The sequence below is a fragment of the Enterobacter sp. JBIWA005 genome, assembly GCF_019968805.1.
GTDB lineage: Bacteria > Pseudomonadota > Gammaproteobacteria > Enterobacterales > Enterobacteriaceae > Enterobacter > Enterobacter vonholyi.
The window spans coordinates 2,614,386-2,636,274 of record NZ_CP074159.1 but is presented as its reverse complement, the minus strand read 5'-3'; the positions used below and the strand labels follow the sequence as shown (position 1 = coordinate 2,636,274).

At 57.5% G+C, this 21,889-nt stretch carries 23 protein-coding genes; 14 read left to right on the top strand and 9 right to left on the bottom strand.

Going from position 1 to position 21,889, the window contains the following annotated elements; all coding sequences use genetic code 11:
- Positions 1-19: 19 nt before the first annotated feature.
- Positions 20-604 carry an aminoacyl-tRNA hydrolase gene (gene pth, locus KGP22_RS12465; protein ID WP_008499504.1) on the bottom strand — a complete coding sequence of 195 codons (585 nt, stop codon included), beginning with the start codon at positions 602-604 and terminating at the stop codon, positions 20-22.
- Positions 605-878: 274 nt separating this feature from the next.
- Here pth and ychH point away from each other — a divergent pair, with 274 nt between their 5' ends.
- Both ychH and KGP22_RS12455 read left to right on the top strand, forming a co-directional pair.
- The gene (gene ychH / locus KGP22_RS12460) at positions 879-1,154 is read left to right on the top strand and encodes a stress-induced protein YchH (RefSeq protein WP_111965910.1); all 276 of its coding nucleotides are present in this window, start codon (positions 879-881) and stop codon (positions 1,152-1,154) included.
- A 123-nt stretch (positions 1,155-1,277) separates the two neighbouring features.
- Positions 1,278-2,336, top strand: a complete 1,059-nt coding sequence (locus KGP22_RS12455; RefSeq protein WP_223579152.1) for a MerR family transcriptional regulator — start codon at positions 1,278-1,280, stop codon at positions 2,334-2,336.
- Here the strand turns inward: KGP22_RS12455 and dauA are convergent.
- The 4 genes from dauA to lolB form a co-directional block, all read right to left on the bottom strand.
- Positions 2,322-4,001 carry a C4-dicarboxylic acid transporter DauA gene (dauA, locus tag KGP22_RS12450; RefSeq protein WP_223579150.1) on the bottom strand — a complete coding sequence of 560 codons (1,680 nt, stop codon included), beginning with the start codon at positions 3,999-4,001 and terminating at the stop codon, positions 2,322-2,324. The two genes, KGP22_RS12455 and dauA, sit on opposite strands and share 15 nt — an antisense overlap.
- A 124-nt stretch (positions 4,002-4,125) precedes the next feature.
- Positions 4,126-5,073, bottom strand: coding sequence for a ribose-phosphate diphosphokinase (gene prs / locus KGP22_RS12445; protein WP_003856663.1), 948 nt, complete (start codon positions 5,071-5,073; stop codon positions 4,126-4,128).
- Positions 5,074-5,198: 125 nt separating this feature from the next.
- On the bottom strand, positions 5,199-6,068 hold the full coding sequence (ispE, locus tag KGP22_RS12440) for a 4-(cytidine 5'-diphospho)-2-C-methyl-D-erythritol kinase (RefSeq protein WP_111965913.1): 870 nt from the start codon (positions 6,066-6,068) through the stop codon (positions 5,199-5,201).
- A complete protein-coding gene (gene lolB, locus KGP22_RS12435; RefSeq protein ID WP_223579147.1) occupies positions 6,065-6,676 on the bottom strand; it encodes a lipoprotein insertase outer membrane protein LolB in 612 nt (203 codons plus the stop codon). The genes ispE and lolB overlap by 4 nt, the downstream gene beginning before the upstream one ends.
- Positions 6,677-6,877: 201 nt before the next feature.
- On the opposite strand from lolB, the gene hemA reads away from it, so the two are divergent.
- Genes hemA through kdsA form a run of 6 tightly spaced genes read left to right on the top strand, consistent with a single transcriptional unit; the run spans position 6,878 to position 12,181 of the window.
- Positions 6,878-8,134 carry a glutamyl-tRNA reductase gene (gene hemA / locus KGP22_RS12430; RefSeq protein ID WP_024907067.1) on the top strand — a complete coding sequence of 419 codons (1,257 nt, stop codon included), beginning with the start codon at positions 6,878-6,880 and terminating at the stop codon, positions 8,132-8,134.
- A gap of 41 nt (positions 8,135-8,175) precedes the next feature.
- The gene (prfA, locus tag KGP22_RS12425) at positions 8,176-9,258 is read left to right on the top strand and encodes a peptide chain release factor 1 (protein ID WP_021240360.1); all 1,083 of its coding nucleotides are present in this window, start codon (positions 8,176-8,178) and stop codon (positions 9,256-9,258) included.
- Positions 9,258-10,088: a peptide chain release factor N(5)-glutamine methyltransferase gene (gene prmC / locus KGP22_RS12420; RefSeq protein WP_149367112.1), complete on the top strand. Its 831-nt coding sequence runs from the start codon at positions 9,258-9,260 to the stop codon at positions 10,086-10,088. The genes prfA and prmC overlap by 1 nt, the downstream gene beginning before the upstream one ends.
- A complete protein-coding gene (gene sirB2, locus KGP22_RS12415) occupies positions 10,085-10,477 on the top strand; it encodes an invasion regulator SirB2 (protein WP_111965916.1) in 393 nt (130 codons plus the stop codon). The genes prmC and sirB2 overlap by 4 nt, the downstream gene beginning before the upstream one ends.
- Positions 10,478-10,480: 3 nt before the next feature.
- On the top strand, positions 10,481-11,290 hold the full coding sequence (gene sirB1 / locus KGP22_RS12410) for an invasion regulator SirB1 (protein ID WP_024907069.1): 810 nt from the start codon (positions 10,481-10,483) through the stop codon (positions 11,288-11,290).
- A gap of 36 nt (positions 11,291-11,326) precedes the next feature.
- Positions 11,327-12,181 (top strand): 3-deoxy-8-phosphooctulonate synthase, encoded by an 855-nt coding sequence (gene kdsA, locus KGP22_RS12405; protein ID WP_104950756.1) that lies wholly within the window; start codon positions 11,327-11,329, stop codon positions 12,179-12,181.
- 91 nt (positions 12,182-12,272) lie between these two features.
- Here the strand turns inward: kdsA and chaA are convergent, their stop codons facing one another.
- On the bottom strand, positions 12,273-13,373 hold the full coding sequence (gene chaA, locus KGP22_RS12400; RefSeq protein ID WP_223579145.1) for a sodium-potassium/proton antiporter ChaA: 1,101 nt from the start codon (positions 13,371-13,373) through the stop codon (positions 12,273-12,275).
- A 270-nt stretch (positions 13,374-13,643) separates the two neighbouring features.
- Here chaA and chaB point away from each other — a divergent pair, with 270 nt between their 5' ends.
- Entirely contained in the window at positions 13,644-13,874 is a 231-nt protein-coding gene (chaB, locus tag KGP22_RS12395; protein WP_045908986.1) for a putative cation transport regulator ChaB, read from the top strand.
- A 177-nt stretch (positions 13,875-14,051) separates the two neighbouring features.
- Entirely contained in the window at positions 14,052-14,747 is a 696-nt protein-coding gene (locus tag KGP22_RS12390; protein ID WP_061097960.1) for a gamma-glutamylcyclotransferase, read from the top strand.
- 30 nt (positions 14,748-14,777) lie between these two features.
- On the opposite strand, the gene KGP22_RS12385 is transcribed toward KGP22_RS12390, so the two are convergent.
- The 3 genes from KGP22_RS12385 to KGP22_RS12375 form a co-directional block, all read right to left on the bottom strand.
- A complete protein-coding gene (locus tag KGP22_RS12385) occupies positions 14,778-15,017 on the bottom strand; it encodes a DUF1883 domain-containing protein (protein ID WP_111965917.1) in 240 nt (79 codons plus the stop codon).
- Positions 15,018-15,228: 211 nt separating this feature from the next.
- Positions 15,229-17,013: a methyl-accepting chemotaxis protein gene (locus KGP22_RS12380; protein WP_111965918.1), complete on the bottom strand. Its 1,785-nt coding sequence runs from the start codon at positions 17,011-17,013 to the stop codon at positions 15,229-15,231.
- Positions 17,014-17,119: 106 nt separating this feature from the next.
- Positions 17,120-17,473: a DsrE/DsrF/TusD sulfur relay family protein gene (locus KGP22_RS12375; RefSeq protein WP_008499522.1), complete on the bottom strand. Its 354-nt coding sequence runs from the start codon at positions 17,471-17,473 to the stop codon at positions 17,120-17,122.
- Between the two features lie 72 nt (positions 17,474-17,545).
- Between KGP22_RS12375 and nasR the strand changes: the two genes are divergently transcribed.
- The 4 genes from nasR (at position 17,546) to KGP22_RS12355 (ending at position 21,884) form a co-directional block, all read left to right on the top strand.
- Positions 17,546-18,730: a nitrate regulatory protein NasR gene (gene nasR, locus KGP22_RS12370; protein WP_223579142.1), complete on the top strand. Its 1,185-nt coding sequence runs from the start codon at positions 17,546-17,548 to the stop codon at positions 18,728-18,730.
- Positions 18,731-18,957: 227 nt separating this feature from the next.
- On the top strand, positions 18,958-20,205 hold the full coding sequence (locus KGP22_RS12365; protein ID WP_223579138.1) for a CmpA/NrtA family ABC transporter substrate-binding protein: 1,248 nt from the start codon (positions 18,958-18,960) through the stop codon (positions 20,203-20,205).
- A 2-nt stretch (positions 20,206-20,207) separates the two neighbouring features.
- The gene (ntrB, locus tag KGP22_RS12360) at positions 20,208-21,086 is read left to right on the top strand and encodes a nitrate ABC transporter permease (protein ID WP_127731329.1); all 879 of its coding nucleotides are present in this window, start codon (positions 20,208-20,210) and stop codon (positions 21,084-21,086) included.
- A gap of 9 nt (positions 21,087-21,095) precedes the next feature.
- On the top strand, positions 21,096-21,884 hold the full coding sequence (locus KGP22_RS12355) for an ABC transporter ATP-binding protein (protein WP_033145769.1): 789 nt from the start codon (positions 21,096-21,098) through the stop codon (positions 21,882-21,884).
- The last annotated feature ends 5 nt before the right edge of the window (positions 21,885-21,889 follow it).

Sequence of the window (21,889 nt, the reverse complement as noted above, 5' to 3'; positions counted from 1 at the left end):
AAAAGCCGTATCGGGCGGATTATTGCGCTTTAAAAGCGTGCAAGCGGTTTGTCGCTTTGGTTAAGCCGTCTTGCAGCCAGATTTCAGTGCAGCGCGCCGCTTCGTCTACCGCTTCGTCAATTAGTTTCTGCTCGGAAACCGGGGGCTTACCGAGCACGAAACCGACAACTTTGTTTTTATCGCCCGGATGGCCGATTCCCACGCGTAAACGGTGGAAATTCGGGTTATTGCCCAGCTTGCTGATGATGTCTTTAAGACCGTTGTGGCCGCCGTGGCCGCCGCCAAGCTTGAATTTCGCCACGCCAGGGGGGAGATCCAGCTCATCGTGGGCGACCAGAATTTCATCCGGATTGATGCGATAAAACGTTGCCATCGCCGCCACGGCTTTACCGCTCAGGTTCATAAACGTGGTGGGTACCAGCAGGCGAACGTCCGCGCCTGCAAGGTTGATACGTGAGGTATACCCGAAGAATTTAGGTTCTTCACGCAGGGGCGCACGTAACCGCTCGGCCAGCAGATCGACGTACCATGCCCCGGCATTATGGCGGGTAGCCGCATATTCTGCGCCCGGGTTGGCGAGGCCGACAATCAGTTTAATCGTCACGATTCAATTCCTAATGGGTTCCAGATCTGGCGCGTAGTTTACTGTCTGGCGCGCCGCTTGACAAAATTCTGCGATCGTCGCAGCGAAACACGAATAATTACTTGTTTGAACAATTAGAATTTCAAGCTGTTCAAAGTCTTATTTGTAAACTTTTGTTTGGGAGTTATCTGTAATTGTGATCATTCACGCAACTCATAAAAGGGGCGTTGTCTATACTTTACACACAAGGATTAGGGGCTTTTCCCCTGACAACCCAAAGTTCCGGAGGTGACACATGAAACGCAAAAACGCTTCGTTACTCGGTAACGTGCTGATGGGGTTGGGGCTGTTCGTGATGGTAGGCGGCGTGGGTTATTCCATTTTGAACCAGTTGCCGCAGCTTGATCTCCCGCAATACTTCGCTCATGGCGCGATACTGAGCATCTTCCTCGGTGCGGTATTGTGGCTCGCCGGGGCGCGCATGAGCGGACATGAGGAAGTGTGCGATAAATACTGGTGGGTGCGCCACTACGACAAACGCTGTCGTCGCGACCAGCATAAGCACAGCTAGCGCTGCGATTAAGAACACCGAAACGGCTCCCGAGGGAGTCGTTTTTTTTTTTGCATCAGGGGTTGACCCTCACGTAACGTAAGGCTCCAGAGTGGCGCCACTGGCAAAGAAAAAGGAGCAGTTATGTTGATTCAGGTGGGTGAGCTGGCGAAACGTGCCGGGATCACCGTGCGGACATTGCACCACTATGAGCAAACAGGGTTGTTGCTGCCTTCTGCCAGAAGCGCGGCAGGTTACCGGCTTTACAACCTGGCGGATGTCCAGCGTCTGCACATGATCCAGGCGCTGGCAAAAGCGGGGCTGGAACTTGCTGAAATCAGGGATTTCCTGGAGCAGGAGTCGCTGTCGTTAACCGAGTTACTCGATGCGCAAATCACGCTGCTGGATAAACAGTTGCGCAGCATACATACGCTGCGCGACCGGCTGGTGGAGCTGCGAGCCGGGCTTCTCGACGATGCGACGCCGGATCTGGAATCCTGGCTACAGACTCTGGAGTTAATGAATATGTACGATCGCTGGTTTAGCAAAGAAGAGTTACAGCAGCTGCCGTTTGCGGTACACAAGGATGCGCTGACGGCAATCTGGTCAGGGCTGGTTGCAGAGGCCAACACGCTGCTGGAACACCGTATACCCGCTACGGACGCGCGAGCGATGGATCTGGCGACGCGCTGGATGGAGCGCCTGGAGCAGGACACGGCGGGCAAGCCGGAGTTTCTCACCCGGCTGAACGAGATGCACAGCGTTGAACCGCAGATGCAGGCGCAGACCGGCATCACGCCGGAGATGACCGATTACATCACGCGGGCGTTTGCCGAGTCGAAGCTGATTATCTGGGAGAAATATCTTTCTGCCGAGGAGATGGCCTTTACCCGGAAGCACTATTTTGACCGCATGATGGAGTGGCCGCCGCTGGTGGCGAAACTGCATCAGGCGCAGCGGGAAAATACCGATCCTGCCTCGGAGGAGGCGCAAAAGCTAGCTGAAAACTGGCTGGCATTGTTCCAGTCTTACGCGGGCACCAGCCCGGAAACTCAGCAAAAGTTTCGCGCTGCCATGCAGCAGGAGCCGCACCTGATGAAAGGAACCTGGATGACGCCTGCCGTGCTTGCATGGCTCCAGCAGGCGATCGGAGCGATGATGCAGAGACGTTTCTCTGCATCAGATAACTCACATATCCGCTAGCGCGGCTTCACGGTTAGGATAGAAGGAGAGTCGGCCAGGGATAGGCTGGACACCCGCACGCGCCATGGTGCGCAGGGGCTGGAACTCCAGATTACTTACCCGCAGTTCGCAGCCTTCCGGCAGGCGTGTCACAAAGCGCTGGAAGGCATCCAGACCGCCGGCATCCAGCACCGGTACGGCATCCCATTTCAGCACCACAACCCGTTTGCCCGCGATGCGGGACTCCAGGTCGCTGAACAGACCTTCCGCCGCGGCGAAGAACAGCGGGCCAATCACGCGCAGCACCAGCACGTCGTCAGGCACCTCGACGTTAACCGGGGAAAGGCGCGTCATCTGCGCGATACGGCGCATAAACAGCAGGGAAGCCAGCACGATCCCGACGCTGATGGCGATAACCATATCGAACAGCACGGTCAGCGACATGCAGATCAGCATCACGATGATGTCGTCTTTCGGCGCGCGACGCAGCAGGTTCACGACCTTATGCGCCTCGCTCATGTTCCATGCCACCATCAGCAGCAGGGCGGCCATGGCGGACAGCGGTAGCCAGGAGAGCAGCGGGGCGAGGATCAGCAGGGCAAGGATCACCAGCACGGAGTGGATAACCGCCGAAACGGGTGACGTTGCACCCGCGCGCACGTTGGCCGCAGAGCGGGCGATAGCTGCCGTTGCGGTAATACCGCCAAAGAACGGCGCGACGAGGTTGCCCAATCCCTGACCGACCAGTTCGCTGTTAGCTTTGTGCTTGGTGCCGGTCATGCCGTCCAGAACGACGGCGCAGAGCAGGGATTCAATCGCTCCCAGCATCGCCATCGAGAACGCGGCGGGAAGCAGGGCGCGCAGGGAATCCCAGCTTAGGGTAAAGCTGGAGCCGGGCATGTCCCACGGCAGCACCAGCTGCGGTAGCAGTCGCGGAATGCCGCTACCCTGTGAACCGTCCGCCAGAACATAGTGGAACTGCGAGCCGATAGTCGCGACGTGAACACCGAACATATTGACGATGGCCATCACCGCGCAGCCCAGCAGCAGCGCGGGCAGGTGACCCGGCAGACGGACCCCCAGACGAGGCCAGACGATCAGCGTGCCCAGCGTCACAATCCCGATGGCGGCGTCGCCCAGGTTCACAGTTGGCAGCGCCATAAACAGCGCCCCCACTTTTTGCAGGTAGTGCTCCGGTACGTGGGGCATCTGCAGGCCGAGGAAATCCTTGATCTGCATGGTTCCGATGGTGATACCAATCCCCGAGGTGAACCCCAGCGTCACGGAAAGGGGAATGTACTCTATCAGGCGACCAAAGCGAGCCAGGCCAAACAGAATCAAAAAGACGCCGGACATCAGGGTGGCGACCAGCAGACCTGCCAGACCAAACTGTTGCGAAACGGGGTAGAGGATCACCACAAAGGCGGCAGTTGGGCCGGAGACGCTGAAGCGCGAGCCGCCCGTCAGGGCAATGACGATCCCGGCAACGGCCGAGGTGTACAGACCGTACTGCGGCGCAACGCCGCTGCCAATTGCCAGCGCCATCGCCAGCGGGATGGCAATAATACCGACGGTGATCCCGGCAATCAGGTCACGGACAAAGCGTGACGAGGTGTACTTCTCTTTCCAGCAGGCGTCGATGAGGGCGCGAAAGGGCAGAACATGTGAGGAGGCTACGTTTTTCACAATTATCTATCATCCGTATGCGCATCATCTGTCATATGAATGGCAGGTGAAGGAGGCATTAATCATACAAATTAAACCCGGAGACAAAAAAACCCGCCGCAGCGGGTTTTTAGGCCGTGTTCGATTAGTGTTCGAACATTGCAGAGATGGATTCTTCGTTGCTGATACGACGAATCGCTTCGGCCAGCATCCCGGACAGGGTCAGGGTACGCACGTTTGGCAGTGCCTTGATCTCGTCGCTCAGTGGGATGGTATCGCATACTACAACTTCGTCAATGACGGAGTTGCGCAGGTTGTTTACGGCATTACCGGAGAAGATCGGGTGAGTGGCGTACGCGAACACGCGCTTGGCACCACGCTCTTTCAGCGCTTCAGCCGCTTTACACAGCGTACCGCCGGTATCGATCATGTCGTCGACCAGCACGCAGTCGCGGCCAGCCACGTCACCGATGATGTGCATCACCTGAGAAACGTTAGCGCGCGGACGACGTTTGTCGATGATCGCCATGTCGGTATCATTCAGCAGCTTAGCGATAGCACGGGCACGTACCACGCCGCCGATGTCCGGAGAAACCACGATTGGGTTATCCAGGTTCAGCTGCAGCATGTCTTCCAGCAGGATTGGGCTGCCGAATACGTTATCAACCGGGACGTCGAAGAAGCCCTGGATCTGCTCAGCGTGCAGGTCAACGGTCAGTACGCGGTCAACGCCGACGCTTGACAGGAAGTCAGCGACAACTTTAGCGGTAATTGGCACACGCGCGGAACGGACGCGACGGTCCTGACGTGCATAGCCGAAGTAAGGGATTACAGCAGTGATACGGCCTGCGGAAGCGCGACGCAGAGCGTCGACCATAACAACCAGTTCCATCAGGTTGTCGTTCGTTGGAGCACAGGTGGACTGGATGATGAAAATATCACCACCGCGTACATTTTCGTTAATTTGTACGCTGACTTCGCCGTCGCTAAAGCGACCTACGGCGGCGTCGCCGAGGGAAGTGTACAGGCGGTTGGCAATACGTTGTGCTAGTTCCGGGGTGGCGTTACCAGCAAAAAGCTTCATATCAGGCACGAGAAGAACCTCAGGCATGCGTCCAGTGGTGGATAGCGTTCGCCGTAAACTGTGCGGGCCAGGCAAAGGCTATCCAGGCGGTGTATTAAAGAGCGCGATGCAACGTCTGGAACAGGGTGACGTTGTCACCGAAACTCAGTCTGCGCCAGAATGGCCTGCTGTAGGGGGGAGGTGTTCATCCCACGTGCTACAAAACCATGCAGCCAAACCGGCGCTTGCTCAAGCACCTGACGAGCGGCGGATTCGGTGTCAAATTCAGCAAAGACACAGGCTCCTGTACCAGTCAGGCGCGACGGCGCGTATTCTAACAGCCAGGAAAGCACCGCATCAACCTCGCGAAAACGTTTTCTTGCGATATCCTCGCAATCGTTGCTGAATTCACAATTTAATAACGTTTCTATTGACCGAACCGGGGTATTCCTTTTCAGGTCAGGATCTTTAAAGATGACCGGGGTCGGAATGCTTACGCCAGGATGGGCAACCAGGTACCATTTTTCCGGCGGTTCTACAGGGGAGAGGATTTCCCCCACGCCTTCGGCAAAAGCCGCATGACCGCGCACAAATACCGGGACATCAGCCCCCAGCGTCAAGCCCAGTGCTGCCAGTTCATCCTTCGACAGCCCGCAGCCCCAGAGATGGTTCAGCGCAACCAGCACGGTTGCAGCGTTGGATGAGCCACCGCCCAGACCGCCGCCCATCGGCAGCCGCTTCTCGATACGGATTTCCGCGCCGCTTCCCGCGGGTAGACGGCCCGATTCCGCTGCGGCTTTCATCAGCAGACGCGCGGCGCGCACGATCAGGTTCTCCTCATGCGCCACGCCCTCGACCGGGGTCAGGAGGCAAATCTGCCCGTCCTGGCGCTGTTCAATGGAGATCGTGTCGCCATAGTCAATAAACTGAAACAGCGTCTGCAGCGTGTGATAGCCATCAGCGCGCTGGCCGGTAATGTATAAAAACAGGTTTAGCTTTGCCGGAGAGGGCCAGTGGGTCATCATTTAACGATCCAGTTGTCCATTTTCAGCTTGATGCGCTGGCTTCCCTGAGTCAGTTCCATATTCGATGGCAGCGACGGTTTACTCTTACTGTCATAGGCGCTGTACACCACTTTCCCGGTTTTGCCGTTCTGGGTGTAGTTCACCTGGCTCAGACGGTACTGGTCGTCCAGGGTGTAGTCGGTGGCGTCACCCGGCAGGCCCAGGATCCACTGGCGCAGACTGTTGAGCGGGATTGGCATCCCGGTCAGCTTGCCAATCATCTCTTCGGCATCGGTCGCGGTATAGTGCTGGCCTTTGTTATCGGTGATCTGCGCTTCGCCCGGTTTCGCGATAAGCTCCAGTTCGGTGCTGCCCAGCGGGTTCAGCAGCAGCAGGCGGTAGTTGTCCTGCCCCGTCTGCTGCCAGAAGAAGCGGGCATAAACCTTTTGTTCGTCAGAGAGATAAGCGAAAGCGCCGCGGGTCTGGTACTGGTTCAAATTACGGACGTCCTGCTGGTGCTGACGCCACTGCGGTGAATCAGGGCTTTTGCCCGGGCCTTTTGGTTGGGTGACGGTACAGGCGGTCAGAACCAGTGCTGCCAGCGGCAGCAGGCGAATCAGTCGGGTCATAATGAGGACAAATCCTTGAGATACGTTGCAGTTATGACTGTTAATGCTAGCGTCGAAGGGGGCTACCGTCTACGTTCAAATTATCTCAAAGCGCTGTGTAACCTATTACTCCGAAAGGGGGCTGTCTCTTTTATTGATCTCGCGCATCCTGTATGATGCGTTCTGCTAACCTTATTAACGCTGGTACTACTCCCGCTCAACATGACCCTATTAGCACTCGGTATCAACCACAAAACAGCCCCGGTTTCGCTGCGAGAACGCGTAACGTTTTCGCCGGATACGCTTGACCTGGCGCTGGACAGCCTGCTTGCACAGCCGATGGTGCAGGGTGGCGTGGTGCTCTCGACGTGCAACCGTACCGAGCTCTATTTAAGCGTGGAAGAGCAGGACAACCTGCACGAAGCGCTGATCCGCTGGCTATGCGACTACCACAATCTCAACGAAGACGAGCTGCGCAACAGCCTGTACTGGCATCAGGATAACGATGCCGTCAGCCATCTGATGCGCGTGGCCAGCGGTCTGGATTCGCTGGTGCTGGGCGAGCCGCAAATTCTCGGTCAGGTGAAAAAAGCGTTTGCCGACTCACAAAAAGGGCATCTGAAGGCCAGCGAGCTGGAGCGCATGTTCCAGAAGTCGTTCTCTGTGGCGAAGCGTGTGCGAACCGAAACCGACATTGGTGCCAGTGCGGTTTCTGTTGCTTTCGCGGCCTGCACCCTTGCACGCCAAATCTTTGAATCCCTTTCTACCGTCACCGTGATGCTGGTGGGCGCGGGCGAAACCATCGAACTTGTGGCGCGCCATCTGCGCGAGCATAAAGTGAAAAAGATGATCATCGCTAACCGCACCCGCGAACGCGCGCAGGTGCTGGCGGATGAAGTGGGGGCAGAGGTGGTTGCCCTGAGCGACATCGATGAACGCCTTAAAGAGGCGGACATTATCATCAGCTCTACCGCCAGCCCGCTGCCGATTATCGGAAAAGGGATGGTGGAGCGTGCGCTGAAGTCCCGTCGTAATCAGCCGATGCTGCTGGTGGATATCGCCGTCCCGCGCGATGTAGAGCCGGAAGTGGGCAAGCTGCCTAACGCCTACCTTTACAGCGTGGATGACCTGCAAAGCATCATTTCGCACAACCTCGCGCAGCGTAAAGCGGCGGCGGTTCAGGCGGAAACCATCGTTGAGCAGGAAACCAGTGAGTTTATGGCCTGGCTGCGCGCGCAAAGCGTCAGCGAGACCATCCGCGAGTATCGCGGACAGGCGGAGCAGGTGCGTGACGACCTGACTGCCAAAGCGTTAGCGGCCCTTGAACAGGGTGGTGACGCGCACGCAATTATGCAGGATCTGGCGTGGAAACTTACCAACCGCCTTATCCATGCACCAACCAAATCTCTTCAGCAGGCCGCCCGTGACGGGGATGATGAACGCCTGACTATTCTGCGCAACAGCCTCGGGCTGGAATAGCGCCCTATACCCATTTTCTAAGACAAGGTGCACTTACGCCTATGAAGCCTTCTATCGTCGCTAAACTGGAAGCTCTGCACGAGCGCCATGAAGAAGTACAGGCGCTGCTCGGGGATGCCGGGACCATTGCGGACCAGGAACGTTTTCGCGCGCTTTCACGTGAATACGCGCAGTTAAGTGATGTTTCTAAATGCTTTACCGACTGGCGGCAGGTTCAGGAAGATATCGAAACCGCGCAGATGATGCTCGACGATCCTGAAATGCGCGAGATGGCGCAGGAAGAGCTGCAGGATGCGAAAGCGCGTTCTGAAGAGATGGAGCAGCAGCTTCAGGTGCTTCTGCTGCCGAAAGATCCGGACGATGAGCGTAACGCCTTTGTGGAAGTTCGCGCCGGTACCGGCGGTGACGAAGCGGCGCTGTTTGCCGGGGATCTGTTCCGCATGTACAGCCGCTACGCCGAGTCGCGTCGCTGGCGCGTGGAGATCATGAGCGCCAACGAAGGCGAACACGGTGGCTATAAAGAGGTTATCGCCAAGATCAGCGGCGACGGCGTGTATGGACGTCTCAAGTTTGAATCCGGCGGTCACCGCGTGCAGCGCGTACCGGCCACTGAATCTCAGGGCCGCATTCACACCTCCGCCTGTACGGTGGCGGTGATGCCGGAGCTGCCGGAAGCGGAACTGCCGGACATCAATCCGGCGGACCTGCGTATTGATACTTTCCGCTCCTCTGGCGCGGGCGGTCAGCACGTTAACACCACCGATTCCGCCATTCGTATTACCCACCTGCCAACCGGTATAGTTGTCGAATGTCAGGACGAGCGTTCCCAGCATAAAAACAAAGCCAAAGCGTTGTCGGTGCTGGGCGCGCGTATCCACGCGGCCGAAATGGCTAAACGCCAGCAGGCGGAAGCATCCACGCGTCGTAACCTGCTGGGCAGCGGCGATCGCAGCGACCGAAACCGCACCTACAACTTCCCGCAGGGGCGCGTAACCGACCACCGCATCAACCTGACGCTGTACCGTCTGGACGAGGTGATGGAAGGCAAGCTGGACATGCTGATTGAGCCTATCGTGCAGGAATACCAGGCCGACCAGCTGGCGGCACTGTCCGAGCAGGAATAATGGATTTTCAGCGCTGGTTACGTGAGGCTGCCGGTGAGCTTTCCGAAAGTGAAAGCCCTAAACGCGATGCCGAAATTTTGCTTGAGCATGTGACGGGTAAAGCCCGCACGTACCTGCTGGCCTTCGGCGAAACTGAACTGACCGCGGAACAGGAAGCACAGCTCGCCGCGCTGCTTGCCCGCCGTAAAACCGGCGAGCCGGTGGCGCACCTTGTCGGCGAGCGCGAGTTCTGGTCGTTACCGCTGTACGTTTCGGCGGCAACGCTGATCCCGCGTCCGGACACCGAGTGTCTGGTTGAGCAGGCGCTGGCGCGTTTACCTGCGGAGGCCTGCAGCATTCTCGATCTCGGTACAGGCACCGGGGCCATCGCGCTGGCGCTCGCCAGCGAGCGGCCGGACTGCACCGTTACGGCGGTGGACGTGATGCCTGATGCGGTCACGCTGGCGCAGCGTAACGTGGAACGAATCGGGCTCAGTAACGTGACGGTGCTGCAAAGCAGCTGGTTTGCCGCGCTTGAGAATCGTTCATTTGCGATGATTGTCAGCAATCCTCCCTACATCGACGAACATGATCCGCACCTTGCGCAGGGAGATGTTCGCTTTGAACCGCTCACGGCGCTGGTTGCAGCCAACGCGGGATTAGCCGATCTTGATCACATTGTGACAACGTCACGACAACATTTACTTCCCGGTGGCTGGCTGCTCGTGGAGCATGGCTGGACGCAGGGGGAAGCCGTGCGAGCGCTGTTTATGCAAGCAGGCTACGCCGCTGTCGAAACCTGCCGCGACTACGGCGGCAACGAGCGCCTGACGCTGGGGCAGTGGTTATGAGCCTGTTTACCGTACTTATTACCGTCCACTTGATTTCCGTTGCGCTGACCATCACCTTTTTCATCGTCCGTTACTGGTGGCGCTACAGCAACAATCCGCTGATGGATGCCCGCTGGGTGCGTATCGCGCCACACTGTATCGACACGGTGTTGCTCCTTTCCGGTGCCGGGCTTATGTGGAAGACCGGCTATCTGCCATTTACTGATAAAGGCGCATGGCTGACTGAAAAGCTGTTTGGCGTTATCATCTACATCGTTTTGGGTTTTATCGCGCTTGGGCGTCGTCGTCCGCGCAGCCAGCAGGTCGGGTTTATCGCCTTTCTGCTGGGTCTGGTGGTGCTGTACATCATCATTAAACTCGCCACCACAAGAATACCGTTACTGGGGTAAGTCATGAGGTCCTTAGCCGATTTCGAATTTAATAAAGTGCCGCTTTGCGATGGCATGATCCTGATTTCAGAGATGATTCGCGACGATTTTACGTCGCAGTTTGTCTACGATGAGCTGGAGAATCTGGTCAGCCTGGCGCGTGAAGAGATTAATCAGGCTCGCCCGCAAGACTGGCAATTAGAGAAGCTGCTGGAGCTTTTCTACGGCGAATGGGGTTTCTGCGACACGCGGGGCGTGTATCGCCTGTCTGACGCATTATGGCTGGACCAGGTCTTAAAAAATCGTCAGGGCAGCGCCGTGGCGCTGGGTTCTATTTTGCTGTGGGTCGCGCACCGTCTGGATATTCCGCTGGTCCCGGTCATTTTCCCGACGCAGATGATCCTGCGTGCTGAGTGGCTGGACGGCGAAATGTGGCTCATTAATCCTTTCAACGGCGACACGCTGGATGAACATACGCTGGACGTATGGCTGAAAGGCAATATCAGCCCGGTGGCTGAACTCTTCAACGAAGATCTCGACGAGGCGGATAACGCAGAGGTCATTCGTAAGCTGCTGGATACGCTAAAGTCCGCGTTAATGGAAGAGCGTCAAATGGAGCTGGCGTTGCGCGCCAGTGAAGTACTGCTGCAGTTCAACCCGGAAGATCCGTACGAAATCCGCGACCGAGGGCTGATTTATGCCCAGCTCGACTGCGAGCACGTGGCGCTGAACGATCTGAGCTATTTCGTCGAGCAGTGCCCGGAAGACCCTATTAGCGAAATGATTCGTGCGCAGATCAACGCGATCTCGCACAAACAAATTACACTGCATTAATCTTAATTCCGATTCACACCTGAATAAGGCGATCCTATGAAACAAAAAGTGGTTAGCATTGGTGATATCAAGGTAGCAAACGACCTGCCGTTCGTACTGTTTGGCGGCATGAACGTGCTGGAATCCCGCGATCTCGCCATGCGTATCTGCGAACACTACGTTACCGTGACCCAGAAGCTGGGCATCCCGTACGTGTTTAAAGCCTCTTTTGACAAAGCCAACCGCTCCTCCATCAACTCTTACCGTGGCCCGGGCCTGGAAGAGGGTATGAAAATTTTCCAGGAGCTGAAGCAGACCTTTGGCGTGAAAGTGATCACCGACGTGCATGAAGCCTCCCAGGCGCAGCCGGTGGCAGACGTGGTGGACGTGATTCAGCTTCCGGCATTCCTGGCTCGCCAGACCGACCTGGTGGCCGCGATGGCGAAAACCGGTGCCGTGATCAACGTGAAAAAACCACAGTTCGTCAGCCCGGGCCAGATGGGTAACATCGTCGATAAGTTTATCGAAGGTGGTAACGATCAGGTCATCCTGTGCGACCGTGGTGCAAACTTCGGTTACGACAACCTGGTCGTGGATATGCTGGGCTTCAGCGTAATGAAGAACGTCTCTAACCAGTCTCCGGTGATTTTCGACGTGACCCATGCCCTGCAGTGCCGCGACCCGTTTGGCGCCGCGTCCGGCGGCCGCCGTGCTCAGGTGACCGAACTGGCGCGCGCCGGTATGGCAACCGGCCTGGCTGGCCTGTTCATTGAAGCGCACCCGGATCCGGATAACGCAAAATGCGACGGTCCATCCGCGCTGCCGCTGGATAAGCTTGAGCCGTTCCTGAAACAGATCAAAGCGATTGACGATCTGGTGAAGAGCTTCGACGAGCTGGATACCAGCAAATAATAAAAAAACCCGCTTCGGCGGGTTTTTTTATGCCTCCCTCTCCCTGGCGGAGAGGGTTAGGGTGGGGGCATCAGCCTGCACCGGCCCACTCTTACGCAAATATCGTCATCAGATACGCAACAAACAACGCCATATGCGCCGCTCCGTTCAGCACGTTGGTGCGCCCGGTGGAGAACGAAATCTGGCACAGCAGCAATGATGCTACCATCACGATCATCTCCGGCGCACCCAGCGCAAACTGCAGCTCGTTACCGGTCATAAAGGCAATCAGCGTCACCACCGGTACGGTGAGTGAAATCGTCGCCAGCACGGAGCCGAAGAACAGGTTCATTGCGCGCTGCACCTGATTATTCAACACCGCTTTCAGCGCGCCCAGCCCTTCAGGGGAAAGGATCAGCAGCGCCACCAGGAAGCCGGTAAACGCCACCGGCGCGTTCAGCTCGGTTAACAGCGTCTCCAGCGGGTTAGCGTTCATCTTGGTAACGGCAATCACCGCAATCAGATGTACGATCAGCCAAACCGTATGCCACGCGCTGCTGTGGGCCGACGGCTTACCGTGGTGCGGATCATCGTCGTCGCCGTCGTCTTCATGCTCATACACAAACAGGCTCTGGTGCGTTTTGGTCTGAATCAACAGGAACACGCCGTACATGGCGGCGGAAATCAGCGCGACCAGCAGCGCCTGACCGGTGGAGAAGTTTGCACCCGGCAGCGCCATCGGGAAGACCAGCACGATAATGGCAAGCGGGAAGAGGGCAATCAGATACTGTTTGATGCCAAACAGGTTCATATACTGGGTCGCGAATTTACGCCCACCCAGCAGCAGAGAGAAGCCTACCAGACCGCCCGTCACAATCATAATGATCGAGTAAAGCGTGTCGCGCATCAGCGTCGGCGCGGCATCGCCGGTCGCCATGAGCGCGGAAATCAGGCTAACTTCGAGAATAACAACGGAGAGGCTGAGAATTAAAGAACCGTACGGCTCGCCCAGACGGTGGGCCAGGACGTCCGCATGGCGAACGACGCTAAATGCGCTGGTTAAGATGCCGACCAGGGCAAGAATATTGATACCAATCACCACTGGCAGTGACTGACTGCTTCCCCAGAAGAGCAGCACAGCCAGTGCCAGAACCGGGAAAATGAGTGACGTCTCCTTGTGGCGGGTCTTTACCGCCTCGTGTGTTGCTGTCATGTGCTTCTCCATCAATGCAGGTGCTTGTAATTATAGATAGATTTTTAAGGGCATTAAACTAACAGATCTCTGTTAAATACCCTTTATTTTTTACTTAATTTTACCCTTTTCTTTGAAATTTGCGCCTGACCCATGTAATTTACTTTATCTCTAAAATAGATCTTAAATAACAATGAATTAGAGTTTTAATCAATGCATAAATTAAGTCCGGGTGGCACCATGCTATATCGTCGTCCACACTTATCTCTTTAAGCAAAAGAGAGGTGAGTGATGCCATATAAAACGAAACGCGAATTACCCGATAACGTGCAAAACGTGCTGCCCGCTCACGCGCAGGATATCTATAAAGAGGCGTTTAACAGCGCCTGGGATCAATACAAAGACAAGGAAGATCGCCGGGATGATGCCAGCCGTGAAGAGACGGCCCACAAAGTTGCCTGGGCCGCCGTAAAACATGAATATGAAAAAGGAGACGACGATAAATGGCATAAAAAGAAATAGCCGTGAAATAATTCGCTGCCTTCATTTTGACTTTTCAGGCGGTTGAATTGCCGCTGTATTGCAACTGGTCCGCTAATTGCTTATCGTTATTCAACTGCTGGTAAAATGACCAGCACCTAAGGCCGGGAAGGCGAATTACAGATGTCGCAAGGAAGCATGCAGTGGCGGAGGTGGAAAGTGTTAACGCGTGATTTCTTAATGAAGGCAGATTGTAAGACGGCATTTGGTGCTATTGAGGAATCGCTTCTCTGGTCAGCTGAACAACGTGCGGCGTCGCTCGCTGCCACGCTTGCCTGCCGCCCGGATGATGGCCCGGTATGGATTTTTGGCTACGGCTCCCTGATGTGGAACCCGGCGCTCGAATTTGTCGAATCGGCAACGGGAACGCTGCCTGGCTGGCACCGCGCATTTTGCCTGCGTCTGACGGCCGGACGCGGCAGCGCGTGCCAGCCCGGGCGCATGCTTGCACTGAAAGAGGGCGGGCGCACCACTGGCGTGGCGTATCGCCTGCCGGATGCCACGCTGGAAGAGGAGCTTACGCTGCTCTGGAAGCGCGAGATGATCACCGGCTGCTACATGCCAAGCTGGTGCAAGCTGGAACTGGACGACGGACGCACCGTCAATGCGCTGGTGTTTATCATGGACCCCCGCCATCCGCTGTATGAAGCGGATACCCGCACGCAGGTGATTGCTCCGTTAATTGCCGCCGCCAGCGGACCGCTGGGTACCAACGCGCAGTATCTCTTCTCCCTCGATCAGGAGTTGACCCGCCTCGGCATGCAGGACGATTGTCTGAATGAACTGGTGGTGAAGGTGAAGGCGCTGCTGGAAGGGAACCCGCTCAACGGCACGCTGCGACCGGGTTTTGCCTGATATTACGCCCGGCTTGCCGGGCGTTTAATATTATGCTGCCACGTAGCTGATGGAATGCTCCAGAGACTGACTGTGGCTGTCAATCAGCACATCCCATGTGCCGGTGTAGGGCACTGTAAGCCAGGCCTTATCATCCTGTACGGTGAGAATATCCGCCTGGGACTGTTTTTGTGCTTTCGAACTCATCAGATGAATACGACAGCGTTCTGAGCAACGCACCACCACCGTATCCCCGCCAAACAGTTTCAAACTTGTTTTTACCAGTGCCATTTTTTACCCCGTAGTCTTAAACAACGCTCTCCCTGCAGCCATATCCGAGCGTGATGTTGTTCACAATTCACTCATGGCATAACACCAAAGGGGAGGGGGTGGGATGCTGATTTTGATCAAAAAATGGCATAACGATTAAACAAAAATGACAAAATCCCTCAAAATTTCAGCTGGCGCGCGTTTTACCCGCTAAACGCGCGCCGCGAGAAAATTAAATGCGGAAATGACCGGCTGTTTCAGCAAGGTCGCCCGCCTGGCTCTGCAGGGCACCCGCAGCGGCGGCGGATTCCACGACCAGCTCGGCGTTCTGCTGAACCATTCTGTCGAGATGGGTCACCGCGTGGTTGATCTCATGAATCCCTTTCATCTGCTCGCTGGTGGCGATGGAAATTTCGCGCATAATGCCGGAGACGCTGCCGATGCTGGAGCGGATCTCGTCCATGCTTTCCCCGGCCAGGTGCACGTAGCGGGAGCCGGTGGCCACGCTGTCGGTGGTGGAATCGATCAGCGATTTGATCTCTTTCGCCGCCTGGGCGCTGCGGCTCGCCAGGTTACGCACTTCGCCTGCCACCACGGCAAACCCGCGTCCCTGCTCACCCGCACGCGCCGCCTCGACGGAGGCGTTCAGCGCCAGAATGTTGGTCTGGAACGCGATGCCGTCAATCACGCTGGTGATATCGCCAATTTTAGCCGACGCGACTTCGATGGACTGCATAGTGCTGATCGCCTGGGATACCACCTCGCCGCCGCGCGCAGCGGCCGCTGAGGCTTTGCTCGCCTGGTCATTCGCTTCTGCCGCCGATTCGTTCGACTGGGTCACGGAGGCGGTGATCTGCTCCACGGCGCTGGCCGTCTCGCGCAGGCTGGATGCGGCCTGCTCGGTACGTCCGGAAAGATCCTGGTTACCGGCGGCAATCTCCTGCGCAGCGTTTTTAACCGATTCGCTGGCATCACGGAGCTGCACCATCACCACCGACAGCTTATCGCTGAAGGCGTTAAAGGCCTGCGCAATCTGCGCAACCTCGTCCTCGCCGTTGTCCGGCAGGCGCTGGGACAGATCGTTAGTCCCGTTAGCAATGTTGTGCATCGCGTCGCGAATGTCTGACAAACGCTTGAGCAGGCGGGCAATCAGGAAATGCACAATGGCCGCGCTCAGCAGTGCCAGGATCACCAGCGAAATCGCCGAGGCTTTAAGCAGGGAACGCATGCCGGAGGTGGCATCACCGTTGTCGAGCGCGACGACTAACAGCCAGTTTGTGCCCGGCACGGCTGTCGCCACGAAGGTTTTTTCAGCGCCGTTCAGCGTTCCGTCGACGAGGTTACCGCTTTTCAGCGCAGCAAAATCAATGCCTTTGATCGTCTCAGCGAATGGTTTAAGCGTGAGCGCCGGATCGTTAGCGGCAATCACGCTGCCGTCACTGTTCAGAAGCAACCCGCTGCTGGCTGGGGTTGGATGGATCCCGCGCACGTTAGCCACCACGCTGTCCATCGCCACATCGCCCGCCACCACCGCTTTCAGCGTACCATTCTCTTTTACCGGCACGGCGAAGGTTACCACCAGTTTGCCGGTCCCCGCGTCAACGTAGGGCGCGGTGACAACCGGACCGTCCGTGCTGACCACCTGCTGATACCACGGGCGGATAGTCGGGTCATAGTCCGCCGGGACACCCGCCGGTTCAGAGAATTTCGCCGTTTTGCTGGCGTAGCCAACATAAACGTTGGTGAAGCCACCCGCCTGCGCAAGCTGTTTAAACACCGGAACCGGGTCTTCACTCAACGCAACGGTTTGCGCGGAGGCGATCACCGCCATCTTGCTTTTTACCCAGTCGGCAATCGCCATGTTATGGCTGGCGCTGGTGCTGGTCAGAATATCGCGCTGGGACTGCTGGTTATCCTGGCGCGTGACCTGGAAGTTAATAACGGTATTAAGGAGAAGTGCGACGACCAGACAGCCTGCCGTCGTCGCGATGATGCGTGCACGAATCGATCTGAACATAAGTGAAATACCTGCTGTGTTGTTTCCATGCCTATCGGCAACCCCGCAGGTAAACTTGATGCTGAAACCGCGTCCATAAGAAAATAATATTTTTACGGGTTTATTATTAAAAAGTTAATACTTTATCCGCGGACAGCGTCCACTCGGCCAGCTCAACCAGCGTACCAATCTCTACGCCATCAATCAGCGGCAGACCGGTAATACCGCGGCCATCGGTGCAGGTCTTGCAAAGCTTCACCGGTACGTTTTGCGCGGTCAGGATCTCCAGCATCTGCTGAATGTTATAGCCCTCGGCTGGTTTTTGTCCCTTCAGGCCCGCGGTGACCGCGTCCGACATTAAAAAGAGTCGCAACGCGAGGTCACTCTCTTTTTCACGCAGCGCAATCGCCAGGCGCAGGCTGTTAAAAAGGGATTCGCTGCCGTAGGCCGCACCGTTGGCGACGATCACAATCTTTTGCATGTTGACTCCTGTTCTTATAAAGGCACGAATATTGCTTAGCATTCCCGAGTTTCGCTGTTCCGGAGAGAAAGCATGACATTAATGGCTGGCATTTCGCCAGGCGCTGCCGAATGGCTCGAGCGCGCAAAGATGATGCGCCGGGAGCAGCTCAGCAAGCTGGCACAGCTTGGCGAGCTTGTGCATGGCATTAGCCAACTGGTGCACATGTTACAGTGCGAGCGCGGGGCGTCCAACGTCTGGCTCTGCTCACAGGGTAAGCTTTACGCCCCCGAATGCAAAGCCAGCCGGGCGCTGGTGGATGAAAACCTCGCAGCCCTTTACGGCATTCTTGAAACACAGTCGCCGATTCCGGGAAGTGCCGTCTGTGAACGCATCGGCGGCGCGCTCCTGAGCCTGGATATGCTTCCCGCGCTGCGCGACGGTGTGATTCAGCAAACGGTAACGGCACCCCAGGCGATGGAACACTACTCCCGCATGCTTCGCCATCTGCTCAGTATCGTACCGCAGCTTAATGACAGCATTGACGATCCGCAAATAGCCGGGCGTTTTGTCGCCCTGTATAGCCTGATGCAGGGGAAAGAGCTGGCGGGACAGGAGCGGGCGCTGGGGGCGATTGGCTTCACGCAGGGTTTTTTCGATGATGTGACTCGCCAGAGGCTGGTTGACCGCATCGATGGGCAGCAGGCCTGCTTTGAAATCTTTCTCTCGCACAGCCACGCTGAGGTACAGGCCACCTTTGCCTTAAACTGCCAGCCCGATCGTGAAACGGAACAGCTACGAAGGGTGGCCTGCACCCGCCAGCCCGCCGCCGATAACGGCCATACCGCACTGGCCTGGTTTGCGCTGCAAACCGCGCGCCTTGAGCATCTGCGCGCGCTGGAGGAGATGCTCATCGCCGATCTGATGACGGCGGTGGACGAGCGTATTTACCGTAACGATGAGTACGTGCCTCCCGCCGATGAGCAGGACGATCCGCTGATACAGTACCCGGAAAAACCGTTGCTCACCCTGGTGCGCCAGCAGGCGCGCGAGATAGAACAGCTCTCGCGCCAGCTTGCGTCGCTGCGCGATACGCTTGAAGAGCGCAAAGTCATAGATAAAGCGAAAAGCGTTTTGATGACCCACCAGAATATGAGTGAGGAACAGGCCTGGACGGCGCTGCGCAAAATGGCGATGGATAAGAACCAAAGGATGGTGGATATCGCCCGCGCGCTGCTCATGGTGAAGAATTTGTGGCAGGTAATACCAAAGGAGTAGCTGCACGGTTAGCGGGCATTTTGTGCCTGATTGAGGTGCGTAAACCTGAGGGTAAAGCGGGATACACCGCGAAAAGCGCGTGTTAAAACCTGGCATTCGCTTTGCATTATCAGATTAACCATTTTTGACGATGCGCCAACGGCGGTGCATTCGTCTTCGGGATAAAGGCGTCCACTGGTGCTTCGGCATCGTGGGCGCTTTTTTTTGGTTTTTATTCAGGAGTGGTCATGGCGGATTTGTCGAGACGGCGTTTTTTGCAGGCCAGCATGCTGGCGAGTGGCGCAATGCTGTTACCGGGTATCATGCAGGCCGCATGGGCGGCAGGCTCGGATAAACCGGAGCAGGAAACAGTGCGCATCGGGTTTATCCCGCTGACAGACTGCGCGCCCGTGGTTATCGCGGCGCTGAAAGGCTTTGATAAAAAATACGGCATTACCATCGTGCCCACCAAAGAGGCGAGCTGGGCGGCGGTGCGCGACAAGCTGGTGGCGGGCGAGCTTGATGCCGCGCACATTCTCTACGGCCTGCTGTACGGCCTGGAGCTGGGCATTGCCGGCAAGCCGCAGCAGATGGCAAACCTGATGACGCTTAATCAGAACGGCCAGGCGATTACGCTTTCCAGCGATCTGGCGGAGAAGGGCGTTCGAGACCTTGACGGGCTGAAAAAGCTAATTGGTCAGCAGGCGCCCGGCACCTACACCTTCGCGCACACCTTCCCGACCGGGACGCACGCCATGTGGCTCTACTACTGGCTGGCCAGCGCGGGCATTAACCCCTTTGACGACGTGCGCACGGTGGTGGTGCCGCCGCCGCAGATGGTGATGAACATGCGCATTGGCAACATGGTCGGCTTTTGCGTCGGCGAGCCGTGGAACGCGCGGGCGATTAACGACCGCATCGGCTTTACCGCCGCGACGTCACAGTCTGTCTGGGCCGACCATCCGGAAAAAATCCTCGGCACGCGTCGCGACTGGGTGGAGAAAAACCCGCACACCGCGCGGGCGCTGGTCAGCGCGGTGCTGGAGGCCGCACGCTGGATCGAAGCCTCCCCGGAAAACAAGCGCGAGACCGCGCGGATCCTCTCCCGCCGGGCGTGGCTCAACTGCAAGGAACAGTTTCTCACCGGGCGAATGCTCGGCGAGTACGACAACGGCCTGGGCCAGCGCTGGCAGGACGCGCACCCGATCCGTTTCTTCAACGAGGGGGCCGTCAGCTACCCATATCTCTCCGACGGTATGTGGTTCTTAACACAGTTCCGCCGCTGGGGCTTGCTCAAAACCGCGCCGGACTACGCGGGTATTGCACAGCGCATTAACCAGACTGCTGTCTGGCAGGATGCCGCCACGGCGGTGGGGGGCATCACCACACCGACTTCACCATTACGCAGCAGCACATTGATGGACGGCACCGTCTGGAACGGTACCGACCCGGAAGGATACGCCAGCCGTTTCGCCATTCATCGTAAAGGGGCCTGATTATGCAGCATCTGCAAAAGACGAAATCACCAGATACGCCAGAGAGTGGGGAGGTGATTGTCCTCCCTCCGGTGCAGGTTCGCCGCCGTACGCCGACGTTTGCGCGTCGGATTAACGCGATCATTCAACGCATCATTCCGGCGTTAATCGGTCTGGGACTGCTGGTCGTGCTGTGGCAGCTGGCGGCGATTAACAGCAAAGGTTTCCCGACGCCGCTCAGCACGCTCGATTCCGCCATTACTCTGTTTGCCGATCCGTTTTATCGCGACGGGCCTAACGATATGGGCATCGGCTGGAACGTGCTCGCCTCATTACAGCGCGTGGCGGTGGGCTTTGGCCTGGCCGCGTTCGCCGGGATCCCGCTCGGCTTCCTGATTGGCCGCTTCACCTTTTTTTCGCGCATGTTCGGCCCGCTGATCGCGCTGTTACGCCCGGTTAGCCCGCTGGCCTGGCTGCCCATCGGCCTGCTGCTGTTCCAGAAAGCGGAGCCCGCGTCGAGCTGGACCATTTTTATCTGCTCTATCTGGCCGATGGTGATCAACACCGCCGAAGGCGTGCGCCGCATTCCGCAGGACTACCTCAACGTTGCCCGGGTGCTGCAGCTTTCCGAGTGGACCATCCTGCGCCGCATTCTCTTCCCGGCGGTGCTGCCCGCGGTGCTGACCGGGGTGCGCCTCTCCATCGGCATCGCCTGGCTGGTGATTGTCGCCGCCGAGATGCTGACCGGAGGGCTGGGGATCGGCTTCTGGATCTGGAACGAGTGGAACAACCTCAACGTCGAAAACATTCTCATCGCCATCGTCATCATTGGCGTGGTCGGGCTGCTGCTGGAGCAGGGGCTGATGCTGATCGCCCGGCGCTTTAGCTGGCAGGAAAAATAAGGAGCGAACATGAAACCATTAATTCAGGTCCAGGCCGTGAGCCAGCGTTTTTCCACCGCTAGCGGCGAGTTTCTGGCGCTGCAGAACGTCTCTTTTGATATCCACGAGGGCGAAACCGTGAGCCTGATTGGGCACTCTGGCTGCGGCAAATCGACGCTGCTGAACCTCATCGCCGGTATTACCCTGCCGACGGAAGGCGGGCTGATTTGTGACAACCGCGAAATCGCCGGGCCGGGGCCGGAGCGCGCGGTGGTGTTCCAGAACCACTCGCTGCTGCCGTGGCTCACCTGCTTCGACAACGTGGCCCTGGCGGTAGATCATGTGTTTCGCCACAGCATGAGCAAGGCTGAGCGCCGGGAGTGGATTGAACACAATCTCGACCGCGTGCAGATGGGGCACGCCCTGCACAAGCGCCCGGGGGAGATCTCCGGCGGCATGAAGCAGCGCGTCGGGATTGCCCGCGCGCTGGCGATGAAGCCGAAAGTGCTGCTGATGGATGAACCCTTCGGCGCGCTCGATGCGCTGACGCGTGCTCATCTGCAGGACTCGGTAATGCAGATCCAGCAGGCGCTGAACACCACCATCGTGCTCATTACCCACGACGTGGACGAGGCGGTGCTGCTCTCCGATCGCGTGCTGATGATGACCAACGGCCCGGCGGCGACCGTCGGGGAGATCCTGCGCGTCGATCTGCCGCGCCCGCGCAACCGGGTGCAGCTGGCGGACGACAGCCGCTATCACCACATGCGCCAGCAGATCCTTCATTTCCTCTATGAAAAGCAGCCAAAAGCGGCGTAGCGAGG

Bases quoted from the DNA above. Each gene is read 5' to 3' on its own strand.
- KGP22_RS12380 (WP_111965918.1), bottom strand. From the start codon at position 17,013: ATGTTCAGATCGATTCGTGCACGCATCATCGCGACGACGGCAGGCTGT.
- ntrB (WP_127731329.1), top strand. From the start codon at position 20,208: ATGCAGCATCTGCAAAAGACGAAATCACCAGATACGCCAGAGAGTGGG.
- sirB1 (WP_024907069.1), top strand. From the start codon at position 10,481: ATGAGGTCCTTAGCCGATTTCGAATTTAATAAAGTGCCGCTTTGCGAT.
- sirB2 (WP_111965916.1), top strand. From the start codon at position 10,085: ATGAGCCTGTTTACCGTACTTATTACCGTCCACTTGATTTCCGTTGCG.
- KGP22_RS12455 (WP_223579152.1), top strand. From the start codon at position 1,278: ATGTTGATTCAGGTGGGTGAGCTGGCGAAACGTGCCGGGATCACCGTG.
- KGP22_RS12365 (WP_223579138.1), top strand. From the start codon at position 18,958: ATGGCGGATTTGTCGAGACGGCGTTTTTTGCAGGCCAGCATGCTGGCG.
- lolB (WP_223579147.1), bottom strand. From the start codon at position 6,676: ATGACCCGACTGATTCGCCTGCTGCCGCTGGCAGCACTGGTTCTGACC.
- chaA (WP_223579145.1), bottom strand. From the start codon at position 13,373: ATGACAGCAACACACGAGGCGGTAAAGACCCGCCACAAGGAGACGTCA.
- chaB (WP_045908986.1), top strand. From the start codon at position 13,644: ATGCCATATAAAACGAAACGCGAATTACCCGATAACGTGCAAAACGTG.
- KGP22_RS12375 (WP_008499522.1), bottom strand. From the start codon at position 17,473: ATGCAAAAGATTGTGATCGTCGCCAACGGTGCGGCCTACGGCAGCGAA.
- hemA (WP_024907067.1), top strand. From the start codon at position 6,878: ATGACCCTATTAGCACTCGGTATCAACCACAAAACAGCCCCGGTTTCG.
- KGP22_RS12355 (WP_033145769.1), top strand. From the start codon at position 21,096: ATGAAACCATTAATTCAGGTCCAGGCCGTGAGCCAGCGTTTTTCCACC.
- prmC (WP_149367112.1), top strand. From the start codon at position 9,258: ATGGATTTTCAGCGCTGGTTACGTGAGGCTGCCGGTGAGCTTTCCGAA.
- prfA (WP_021240360.1), top strand. From the start codon at position 8,176: ATGAAGCCTTCTATCGTCGCTAAACTGGAAGCTCTGCACGAGCGCCAT.
- ispE (WP_111965913.1), bottom strand. From the start codon at position 6,068: ATGATGACCCACTGGCCCTCTCCGGCAAAGCTAAACCTGTTTTTATAC.
- ychH (WP_111965910.1), top strand. From the start codon at position 879: ATGAAACGCAAAAACGCTTCGTTACTCGGTAACGTGCTGATGGGGTTG.
- KGP22_RS12385 (WP_111965917.1), bottom strand. From the start codon at position 15,017: ATGGCACTGGTAAAAACAAGTTTGAAACTGTTTGGCGGGGATACGGTG.
- kdsA (WP_104950756.1), top strand. From the start codon at position 11,327: ATGAAACAAAAAGTGGTTAGCATTGGTGATATCAAGGTAGCAAACGAC.
- nasR (WP_223579142.1), top strand. From the start codon at position 17,546: ATGACATTAATGGCTGGCATTTCGCCAGGCGCTGCCGAATGGCTCGAG.